The sequence below is a fragment of the Pseudoclavibacter sp. 8L genome (genome assembly GCF_902506465.1).
GTDB lineage: Bacteria > Actinomycetota > Actinomycetes > Actinomycetales > Microbacteriaceae > Pseudoclavibacter.
In genome coordinates this window covers 1-10,221 of record NZ_LR733212.1, presented here as the reverse complement: position 1 = coordinate 10,221, position 10,221 = coordinate 1, and the positions used below count along the sequence as shown (strand labels likewise).

General features: G+C 66.7%; 8 protein-coding genes. 4 read left to right on the top strand and 4 right to left on the bottom strand.

The window, feature by feature from the left end; genetic code table 11:
- Positions 1–193 precede the first annotated feature (193 nt).
- The 3 genes from GV007_RS18805 to GV007_RS18795 form a co-directional block, all read right to left on the bottom strand.
- The gene (locus GV007_RS18805) at positions 194–880 is read right to left on the bottom strand and encodes a potassium channel family protein (protein WP_160075377.1); all 687 of its coding nucleotides are present in this window, start codon (positions 878–880) and stop codon (positions 194–196) included.
- Between the two features lie 584 nt (positions 881–1,464).
- A complete protein-coding gene (locus GV007_RS18800) occupies positions 1,465–1,737 on the bottom strand; it encodes a GlsB/YeaQ/YmgE family stress response membrane protein (RefSeq protein WP_104332906.1) in 273 nt (90 codons plus the stop codon).
- A 283-nt stretch (positions 1,738–2,020) separates the two neighbouring features.
- Positions 2,021–2,704, bottom strand: a complete 684-nt coding sequence (locus GV007_RS18795; protein ID WP_104244973.1) for a fasciclin domain-containing protein — start codon at positions 2,702–2,704, stop codon at positions 2,021–2,023.
- A 488-nt stretch (positions 2,705–3,192) separates the two neighbouring features.
- Between GV007_RS18795 and GV007_RS18790 the strand changes: the two genes are divergently transcribed.
- The 4 genes from GV007_RS18790 to GV007_RS18775 all read left to right on the top strand — a co-directional run bounded on the left by GV007_RS18790 (position 3,193) and on the right by GV007_RS18775 (position 8,476).
- The gene (locus tag GV007_RS18790; RefSeq protein ID WP_160075374.1) at positions 3,193–4,989 is read left to right on the top strand and encodes a cytochrome c biogenesis protein DipZ; all 1,797 of its coding nucleotides are present in this window, start codon (positions 3,193–3,195) and stop codon (positions 4,987–4,989) included.
- Between the two features lie 94 nt (positions 4,990–5,083).
- The gene (gene sigK, locus GV007_RS18785) at positions 5,084–5,641 is read left to right on the top strand and encodes an ECF RNA polymerase sigma factor SigK (protein ID WP_236558643.1); all 558 of its coding nucleotides are present in this window, start codon (positions 5,084–5,086) and stop codon (positions 5,639–5,641) included.
- Entirely contained in the window at positions 5,638–6,630 is a 993-nt protein-coding gene (locus GV007_RS18780) for an anti-sigma factor (RefSeq protein WP_160075369.1), read from the top strand. Before sigK ends, GV007_RS18780 begins: the two co-directional genes overlap by 4 nt.
- Before the next feature lie 130 nt (positions 6,631–6,760).
- Positions 6,761–8,476, top strand: a complete 1,716-nt coding sequence (locus GV007_RS18775) for an SDR family oxidoreductase (RefSeq protein ID WP_160075366.1) — start codon at positions 6,761–6,763, stop codon at positions 8,474–8,476.
- A 506-nt stretch (positions 8,477–8,982) separates the two neighbouring features.
- On the opposite strand, the gene GV007_RS18770 is transcribed toward GV007_RS18775, so the two are convergent.
- Entirely contained in the window at positions 8,983–9,537 is a 555-nt protein-coding gene (locus tag GV007_RS18770) for a hypothetical protein (protein WP_160075363.1), read from the bottom strand.
- Positions 9,538–10,221: the final 684 nt, after the last annotated feature.

Below are 10,221 nucleotides of genomic sequence, written 5' to 3'. Positions count from 1 at the left end.
GCAGGGGGGACCCTGTGGGAGAGTAGGTCACCGCCGGACTTCTTCATAAGCCGGGGTTGGTTGTTGAGTGAGCAGAGATGCTCCTCGATGACCAACCCCGGCTTTTTTGTTGCCCAAAAACACCCGACGCCCGGCGGCCCTACGAGAGACGATCGCCCCCACGCCCGGACGGACGGGAGCGCGCAGCGACTGGTCAGCGCGCAGCCTGCTCAGGGTGGGAGCCGCCGGCCTCGACGCCGGGCGCCTTCGTCGTGAGCTTCGCCGCGATGGTCTGCGCGTCCTCACGGATCGCCGACATGATCGTCGCGCTCACGAACCCGACGATGAGCACACCGGACACCATGAGCGAGACCGCCAGGGCGCGGCCGGCGAGCGTCACAGGCGTGAAGTCGCCGTAGCCGACCGTCGTGATCGTCGTGAACCCCCACCACAGCGCATCCCCCATGCTCACGATCGACGCGCCTGGCGTCTTGTGCTCGACGAGGTACACGCCGAGCGACGCCGTGTATACGTACAGGAGCGACGCGATCGACACCGCGAGAACATTGCGGGTGCGCTTCGCGCGAGCGCCACCGCGGCGGAAGAACGGCAGGCGCCACAGGTACGTGACGATGAGGAATGGCCGCAACACGACAACGAACAGCGAGAGCAGGTCGAACCATCGCGAGCGCACGAACGTGACCTTCACCGGACTGATCACGAGGCGGATCAGGAACTCGACGATGAAGAGGGTCCAACTGATCGAGACGACGCTCGCGAGCTGGCTCTGCGCATTCGCGCTCAGCTGCACGTCGATGAGCAAGAGCGACGACGCCGTGAAGAACGCGACCGCGACCACGAACATCGGCAGTGACGTGTAGTGCTCCCAACGTGTCAGCATCCGCCAGCGAGCCTCGGCGCGTGCCGAGCGTCGCTGGTCAGCAGGTGCTTGATCGTCGTGACTCGGCCGCTGGTCACTGCTGCTGCTCGCACTGGAGGTCATGCCTCGAGCGAACCACACGAAGGGCCCGCGCCGCGAGCGGGAAGCTCAAGCGGGAGGAAGCGCAACCCTGGTCCCTGTTCGTGGTCCAGGTCGCCGTGGTGGTCTCCGAGGATCAGCACGGCTGCGATGCGCACGAGTGTCGCCTCGTCCCGTGGGTGGGCGTCTGAGCCGGCGAGCAGCGAATCGCAGTAGGCAGTGAGGATGCGGCCGCCGAGTTCAGCACGAAGGTCGCGTCGAGCGGATTGAGGGTCGTCGAGCGCGCCCCTGCCTGCTCGCGATGGACCCCGCGCGTGAGATGAGCACTACGAACTCGTCCGCGAGCTCAGCCGCCCCCTCCGGAGTCCCAGATGGCCACGGGTCTTGGTCGAGATCCCCCGGTACTGGGAGGTGGGAGGGACATTCGCTCCGCGAACCGTCTCGGAGACGACAACGGGCCCCGGCAAAGATGCCGGGGCCCGAGGTCTTGATCGTGCGTGCGCGTCTTACGCCTTGTTCCTGCTGCTGCGGCTCGTGATGAATCCCCAGATGACGAGGACGATGAGCGAGCCACCGATGGCCAGGAGCCAGCTGCTCAGCGAGAAGAACGCGTCAACGCCCTCACCGAAGAGCATGCCGCCGATCCAGCCGCCGAGCAGTGCGCCGACGACGCCGAGGATGAGGGTAGCGATCCAGCCGCCAGCCTGCTTGCCGGGCAGGATGAGCTTCGCGATGGCCCCGGCGATGAGTCCGAGAAGAAGGAATGCGAGGAATCCCATGAGAGCTCCAGAGTTCGATGTTGACTGTAGTCGCCGGTGTCGGACGATGGCTTCCCCTGTGGCGCTTGTGGCACTCAGTTGGCACAGCCGCGTCTTTAACCGGACAACCCATTGTGACCCCCGGATATCCATATAAGGAAATCCTGTGTGGGAATCCACGGAAATCCGTGCCCTCGCTGTGATATTCGTGCATTACGCGATGATTGAGCGAAAAGGAATCAGATAAAGGCCCCGGATGCAAGATCCGGGGCCATATCTGTTTGTCGTGCTAGATGCGTTTGTCTTACATCATCGACGGCGGCATGAGCACCGAGTCGATCAGGTAGACGGTTGCGTTGGCGGTCTGGACTCCACCGCAGATGACCTTGGCGTCGCCGACCATGAGGTTGTCGCCCTCACCGGTGACGGTGACGTTCTCGCCCTGGACGGTCTTGTGGTCGCCAGCGATCTCGTCAGGAAGGATCTGTCCCTCAACCACGTGGTAGGTGAGGATCCCCGAGAGGAGGTCGGCGTCGGTCTTGAGCGTGTCGATCGTTCCCGCATCGATCTTGCCGAAGGCCTCATCGACCGGTGCGAAGACCGTGAACTCTCCGCCGTTCAGCGTCGAGACGAGGTCAACATCGGGGTTGAGCTGGCCGGAGACAGCTGCCGTGAGCTGCGTGAGCAGCGGGTTGTTGGAAGCCGCAACCGCGACCGGGTCCTGGGACATGCCCTGGACGGAGCCTGCACCGTCCGGAACCTGAGCTGCGTAGTCGGCGCAGCCGGATCCGACGAGGTTGGCTGCTGGGTCCATCGTCTCCATGGTGGTTTCCATAGGCGTCTCCATTGCAGTCTCCATGGGGGAGGCTTCCGTGGAGGCGTCGGTCTCAGCCATGGGGGCCGAGTTCGAGCAGGCTGCCAGGCCGAAGGTCGAGATGGCCGCCAGCGAGAGGAGGGCGAGTGAGCCCTTCCTGGTGATAGTGCGCATAACTTCACTCCTCATTTCTCGGCCGGGGGGCCGGAGCCGCATCCGTTGCGGTTCACAAAGGCATTCGGAGGCCCTCCTGAAGCGGATTGGAAAAGTTCGGAATAAAACTTCGGCGGCCCCCACATGCCCGTCATTCCGCGGATCTCGCACCCCAACTCGGTGCGCGGTTTCAGCTGGCAGCGCTCATGGCGGCCGTGGAGCTGCCCGGCTGCGGGGCTGGCGGGACTGGCGCTGAGCGCGGCACCGACCCGGAGACCTGAGCGCGGCGCCCTTATATAGGCGTGTGTCCCCGCCCACTCGACGAACGCCTGGCCGGGAAGGAGCGTCATCCGGTTCCTTCCCCACAGTGCTCTCGCGCCGTGTTCCGGCGGAGAGCACGAACCGAGCCCATCGAATACGCGGAAACGACAAACCGATAGGCACACGGCTCCGAATGCAGTGCACAGGCATGAACGTCCGCCTGACAACCATGCTTCAGGGAGCGCAACATGATCTCGCTAGGACTCATAGGCTTCCTCGGAGGCCTCATCACGGGAATCTCCCCGTGCATCCTTCCCGTGTTACCCGTCATCTTCTTCTCGGGCGGCGTGCAGGGTGCACGCAGCGACGAGGAGATGCAGGCCGAGGCCCAGGATCCCGGGGCCGAAGGGCCTGACGAGGGCGCGCTCAAGACGAAAGTCAAGAGCGAGCGCACGACGAAGCGGCGCGCATCCGCCCGGCCGTACCTCGTCATCCTGGGCCTCGTTACGAGCTTCAGCGTCTTCACGCTGCTCGGCTCGCTGCTCCTCAGCCTCCTCGGGCTCCCCCAGGACGTGCTGCGTTGGGCAGGCATCATCGTGCTTGTCCTCATCGGCGTCGGCCTCATCGTGCCGAAGTTCGAGCACCTCCTCGAGAAGCCGTTCTCCTGGATCCCGCAGAAGCAGGTCAACACCGACCGCGGCGGCTTCCTCCTCGGCATCGCGCTCGGCGCCGTCTACGTGCCGTGCGCCGGCCCCGTGCTCGCAGCCATCACGGTTGCCGGCTCGACTGGTCAGATCGGAATCGAGACCGTCATCCTCACGGTGACGTTCGGCATCGGCGCCGCGATCCCGCTTCTCATCTTCGCCCTCGCCGGACGTCGCGTCGGCGAGCGAGTCAAGTCGTTCCGCAAGCACCAGCGTGGCATCCGCATCACCGCCGGTGTTGTCATGATCGCCCTCGCGATCGGACTCGTCTTCAACCTCCCGCAGCTGCTCCAGCGCCTTGTGCCGGACTACACGGCCGGCCTCCAGGAGCAGTTCAACTCGAACGAGCAGGTCGAGGAGGCACTCGCCTTCGGTGGCCTGGTCAACGACCAGAACGAGCAGCTCACCAACTGCACCCCCGGCGACCCGGAGCTCGGAGACTGCGGCCCGGCCCCAGACATCCTGGACATTCAGGAGTGGATGAACACCCCTGACGGCGAAGAGGTGCAGCTCGCTGCACAGGCCGCTGAGGGCAAGGTCGTCCTCATCGACTTCTGGGCATACTCCTGCATCAACTGCATCCGCTCCATCCCGCACGTCACCGCATGGGATCAGGCCTACAAGGACTCCGGCCTCCAGGTGATCGGCGTCCACTCTCCCGAGTACGCCTTCGAGAAGGAAGCCTCGAACGTCGCGAACGCGATCGACGAGTTCGGCATCGAGTACCCCGTCGCCCTCGACAACAACCTGGGCACCTGGACCAACTACCGCAACCGGTACTGGCCAGCCCACTACCTGATCGACGCAACGGGAACCGTCCGCGCCATCCACTTCGGTGAAGGCGGATACGCCGAGACCGAGGCCCAGATCCGCGACCTCCTCAAGGAAGCGAACCCGGACGTGCAGCTCCCAGGCGAGACCGACACCTCGGACACCACGCCGGAACTCGGAAGCACGACGCCAGAGACCTACCTGATGCCGACGAAGGTCGTCAACTACGCAGGTGAAGGCGAGTACGGCCAGGGTGACCGCAGCTTCACGTTCCCCGCGCAGCAGCAACAGGACACCTTCGCGCTCGAGGGTGACTTCAACCTCGACTCGCAGGGCATCCGAAGCGACGACGAAGGAAAGATCAAGCTCTCCTACACCGCCTCGACCATCCGAATGGTGCTCGGCGGCTCCGGAACCGTGACCGTCGACGACGGCACCGGCCCCCGAGAGATCCAAGTCGAGGGCAACCCGGGCTCCTACCTCCTCTTCGAAGGGGACCAGAGCAAGCAGGGAGAACTGACCGTGACGCTGGGGGGTGGCGTGGATGCTTACTCATTCACCTTCGGTTGAGGCCAGGCCGAACGTCCCAGCATCGCACTTCCCAGGAACCCAACACGAAGTCAACCGACTTCGCGAAACCTTCGCGAGATGGCAAGCTGAGCTTGTGAGCGAAGCCATCGGAGAGATAGAGGACCTTCTCGTGCGCACCGCTACAGGAAGCAAGGAAGCCTTCTCGACCCTCTACGACCTCATGGCACCGCGTGTGCTCGGACTCATCAGGCGAGTGCTTGTCGACCAGGCGCAGTCCGAAGAGGTCGCCCAAGAGGTGCTGCTCGAGATCTGGCAGACCGCCGCATCGTATTCGCCGAGCAAGGGCAAGGCGACCACGTGGATGCTGACTGTCGCGCACCGCAGAGCCATCGACCGGGTGCGCGCATCCCAGGCATCGAAGGACCGTGACCTGAAGATCGGGGCGCGGGACTTCGAAGGGGAACGCGACGACGTCGCCGAGTCGGCTGAGATCAGCATCGAGCACAAGAGGGCCCAGAAGGCACTCAGCGCGCTCAGCGATCAGCAGCGAGAGGCGGTCACCCTGGCCTACTACGGGGGTCTCACCCAGAGTGAGATCGCGGAACGGCTCGAGGTGCCTCTCGGCACGGTGAAGACAAGGATCAGAGACGGAATGAATCGGTTGCGTCGCGAGTTGGGGGTGGTGTCATGAGTTACGAACAGGAACGTGAGGAGCTCGAGCAGCTGCTTGCTGCAGAGGCGCTCTCCGCCAACGACTTCGACGATGCCGCAGACCGTGCGCTGTTGAACAAGCTGCTGGAAGACGGCGAGCTCTCGGAGGAGTTCGAGAGCTACCAGGAAGCCGCAGCGCAGCTTGCGCTCGCAGTCTCCCCGGTGACTCCTCCTGCATCCATGAAGGGCTCGCTGTTCGCGAAGCTCGACAGCTTCCCGCAGCAGAACCCGGTCGGCGGAGAGAAGGAGTCCGCGGCACCCGCGGGAGCTTCCGACGTCGGCACGCCGTCTGCACCTGCTGGTGCTGCCCCGCGGGACGCCGAGGGGGAGGGGCGGCCCAGGCTGTCTCTCGCACCGGAGCCCGAGACAGACGCCGACGAGCGCGACTCCGACGACGAACGACGTCCTGTCGCCGTCGGCGGTGGAGCCTCGACCACCTCGACCGGAGACGACGACTTCGGGCCTGTGGAGACACGAGCCCGCGGACGCTGGTTCCGCAGCAGCGCCCAGGCCATGTTCGCCGCGACTGCCGCGGTTGTCCTCGCCGTCGGCCTGTTCCTCGGCGGAGGCCTCGCCTTCGGCGGGTTCGGGCAGGACTCGCAGGAGCAGCCCCTCGCCGACGGCGACGTGGCGCTCATCCTCGCCGCCCCCGACGTCGACAGTGCTCGCACCGAGGCGGCCGGCGGCGGAACCGTCACGGTCTACTGGTCGCAGGAGCTCGGCAAATCCGCGGTCATCGCGGATGGCATGGCCCAGCTGCCCGAGGAGAACGACTACGAGCTCTGGTACATCGACGGGGAAGGACCCGCACCTGCCGGAGTCCTGACCATGGCCGACGGTGCCCCAGCCGTGAAGGTGCTCGACGGAACATTCGCGCCAGGCATGGCCGTCGGCCTCACGGTCGAGTCGAAGGGCGGCTCCGCAACGGGCCTGCCGACGACCGACCCGGTCGCGGTCGTGCAGAGCTAGAGCGCACCGCCGAGAAGAACGACGAAGATCGACCTCAGAGCCCCCGAGCGGCACATCCCTCGGGGGCTCTGTCGTGCCGCTTTGTCAACCCATCATCTTGCGATCAGACAGGGGCAATAGCCTCGCGAGCATGGCATCACCAGGCACGCCCCCAAACGCCCAGGCCAGCGAGTCCGCGAAGGACAGTGCGCCGTCTTCTGCTGACAGCGACTTCGCTGCCCGAGTCACTCCGGCCAACAGCAGCACGCCCGCGACGCCAGCCCCGACGGGCAACGAGCCAGCGCTCAAGGCCGTTCCTCGAGGGGACGGCTCAGCGCCGAGAGTGCTCGTCTTCGGATCGACGGGCTACCTGGGAGGCCGCCTCGTGCCGAGGCTCCTCACCGCCGGCTACCGGGTGCGGGTGCTGGCCCGCAACGCCGGCCGCGTCTCCGCGTACGACTGGGGAGACGAGGTCGACGTGGTCGTGGGCGACGCGGACGACCCGAAGGCCGTCGGCGAAGCCATGCAGGACATTGACGTCGTCTACTACCTGGTCCACGCCATGGGATCCGGGTCCGACTTCGAACGCACCGACCTGCAGCTCGCCGAGAATGTGGCGGAGCAAGCCGCGAAGGCCGGCGTCTCCCGCATCGTCTACCTGGGCGGCCTGCACCCCGACGACGCGAAGCTCTCGAAGCACCTCCGCTCCCGCAAGGAGGTCGGCGAGGTCTTCCTGAGGTCGCCCGTCCCGACCATCGTCCTCCAGGCCGGCATCGTCATCGGCTCCGGCTCCGCATCCTTCGAGATGGTGCGGCACCTCACGGAGGTGCTGCCGTACATGCCTGCCCCGCAGTGGGTGCGCAACCACATCCAGCCCATCGCCGTCCGTGATGTCCTCCACTACCTGCTGGGCGCCGCCCGCATCGAGGGAGACGAGAACCGGGCGCTCGACATCGGCGGCCCCGACGTGCTCAGGTACGGGCAGATGATGAACGGGTACGCCGTGAAGGCCGGTCTGCGCCAGCGGGCCATCGCCTCGCTGCCCGTCTTCACGCCCGGCCTCGCGTCTCGCTGGGTGAACCTCGTGACCCCGATCCCAAAGTCCATCGCCCGGCCCCTCGTCGAGTCGCTGCAGAACGAGTGCGTCGTCAAGAACCGCGACGTGGATGCGCTCATCCCGCCGCCCGAGGGCGGCCTCACGACCTACCTGCGGGCCGTTGAGCTGGCCCTGGGTCGGGAGAAGCAGCGAGCCACGGAGACGAGCTGGCGCGACGCGAACGTGCACAGCGCGCCAAGCGACCCCCTGCCCGCCGACCCGGACTGGGCGGGGCAGACCGTCTTCACCGATGAGCAGTCGAAGGAGAGCACGGTCTCACCCGAGCAGCTGTTCCGCGTCATCGAGGGCATCGGCGGCGACAACGGCTGGTACTCGTCGAAGCTGCTCTGGGGGGCCCGCGGCGTCATGGACAAGCTCGTCGGCGGGGTGGGGCTGCGTCGCGGCCGCACCAACCCGGACCGGCTCGCAGTCGGCGACGCACTCGACTTCTGGCGCGTCGAGACCATCGAGCGCGGCGGCGAGCATGGCTCGCTCCTGAGGCTGCGGGCGGAGATGCGCGTGCCCGGGCTCGCGTGGCTCGAGATGCGGGCCTTGCCGGTCGGCGACGGAGACGGCGAGTCGGATGCGCGCGGCGATGAGGTGAAGGACGGGGAGCGCATCCGCTCCCGCTACGAGCAGCGCGCCGTGTACTTCCCGCAGGGTCTGCTCGGCCGCCTGTACTGGGCAGCCGTGTTCCCCTTCCACGGGTTCATCTTCGCGACCATGGCGTCCCGCATTGTGGCGACGGCAACCGCGCAAGCGGACGACTGAGCCGCACCCCTGCCCTTCCCCGCGCGCAGACCTGGGGGTTCTGCATGCGCCGCGCGCGTCACGCATGCGCGAGCCCCTGGTCTGTGGCTGGCGCGGGTGCAGACCTGGGGGATAGGTACCTGCGCTGGGCTGGGAGCGTGCGTGAGCCCGAGGTCTGTGGCTGGCGTGGGCAGACCTGGGGGTTCTGCACCTCCGCTGGGCTGGGAGTGTGCGTGAGCCCCGAGGTCTGTGGCTGGCGCGGGTGCAGACCTGGGGGTTCTGCATGCGCCGCGCGCGTCACGCATGCGCGAGCCCCTGGTCTGTGGCTGGCGCGGGTGCAGACCTGGGGGATAGGTACCTGCGCTGGGCTGGGAGCGTGCGTGAGCCCGAGGTCTGTGGCTGGCGCGGGTGCAGACCTGGGGGTTCTGCACCTCCGCGGGGCCGGGATCGTGCGCGAGCCCCAGGTCTGTGCTGCGGGCTTCGGGCCGCGGGACTCAGCACGCAAGTCAGCAAGGGGGTGCTCGGCGTCACAGCTTGCCGAGCAGACGTAGACGCCGCTCTCGCAGGGCGTGCGCGTGCGCAACGAATGCGCTGGGATCCGGCCAGAGGTCTGAGACGGTGAGCCGCTCGGAATGCCAGCCCAGATTGGTGATCTGGCGAACGCGCTGGATGTCGCGTCTCCACTGCTTCGGACTCACCAGATGCCCGAGCCCCTCGAAGTCATAGGCGATCTTGGCCTCGAGATCAGCGCAATCAGGGCGCGCGACTTCCTTCCCTCGGACACGCAGAGAGTGCTGAACGGTGAGTTCCGGATATCCGGAGTCGTGGAGCACGAAGCGCAGGAGGCTTTCATACGGCGACTCAACCTTCTCGCGAATCTGCGGCGTCATCTCGCGGAGCAGGGCAGCACCGAACCCGGGCGACCACTCGGCCACGTACCGTTGCAGGGCATCGGGCGCCGCGAGATTTTCGCGCCAGCGACGGTTCGGGTAGTTTTCGGCCCCGCTGACAAGCGCGTCACCGAAGCCGAGGAGGTCTGGCCGCGCCGAGGAGGCGCTCGAGCGCAGGAGGTCGCGACTCATCAGGCCGTAGAGGAGCGCTGGATGAGGCAGCGGGACACCATCGAACGTGAACGTGCGCCAGAGCCGTGCTGGGACGATTCTGGTGGTGACTCCTGGGCGCCGAGGGACGTTCGTGCCGTCAGGGACGACGAGATGGACGCGCGGATCCCTGAGGAGTTGCAACGGGAGGGGCAGGCCAAGGATCCGTGCCGCGGACACTGCGCCGTAGGCGTGCGCTTCCTTGAGGAGCGGCGCGTACTGCAGATCGCGGGCTCGGAGCTGTAGGCGAACAGCCGCCGATGTCGACTCCTGCCCGTCAGCCGGCTCTGCTGCGTCGCTATCGACGCGAACGCCACGAAAGGGTCTCGCCAGCCCCGGGTTCCTCAGCCGGCCCCGGCCCACACCCAGGTCTTGCGCGTCCGCCACCGTGAAGCTCTTGCCCCGGAGCTCGGGTGGAAGCTGGTCGCGAAAACGCGGAGGTCTGTCTGGAGGAGCCACACGGCGACGCTACGTGCGCGGCGTCGCCCGCGCGGGATCCCGCGAACCGCTGTGGAGAACTCCAAGAGCGGCGCACCTGTGACATCACAGTGGAGCGCGGCCCCTGGCGCGGACAGACCCGGGGTTTATGCATCCGTTTGGCGCGTACGCGGTGCGCTGGCCCCAGGTCTGCGAGCGGGGGCACGTAGCGGGGGCGCGACGGGGGAT

Excerpts from the sequence above, each read along its gene's own strand:
- GV007_RS18780 (WP_160075369.1), top strand. The coding sequence starts at position 5,638 with ATGAGTTACGAACAGGAACGTGAGGAGCTCGAGCAGCTGCTTGCTGCA.
- GV007_RS18800 (WP_104332906.1), bottom strand. The coding sequence starts at position 1,737 with ATGGGATTCCTCGCATTCCTTCTTCTCGGACTCATCGCCGGGGCCATC.
- GV007_RS18805 (WP_160075377.1), bottom strand. The coding sequence starts at position 880 with ATGCTGACACGTTGGGAGCACTACACGTCACTGCCGATGTTCGTGGTC.
- GV007_RS18795 (WP_104244973.1), bottom strand. The coding sequence starts at position 2,704 with ATGCGCACTATCACCAGGAAGGGCTCACTCGCCCTCCTCTCGCTGGCG.
- GV007_RS18770 (WP_160075363.1), bottom strand. The coding sequence starts at position 9,537 with ATGAGTCGCGACCTCCTGCGCTCGAGCGCCTCCTCGGCGCGGCCAGAC.
- GV007_RS18790 (WP_160075374.1), top strand. The coding sequence starts at position 3,193 with ATGATCTCGCTAGGACTCATAGGCTTCCTCGGAGGCCTCATCACGGGA.
- GV007_RS18775 (WP_160075366.1), top strand. The coding sequence starts at position 6,761 with ATGGCATCACCAGGCACGCCCCCAAACGCCCAGGCCAGCGAGTCCGCG.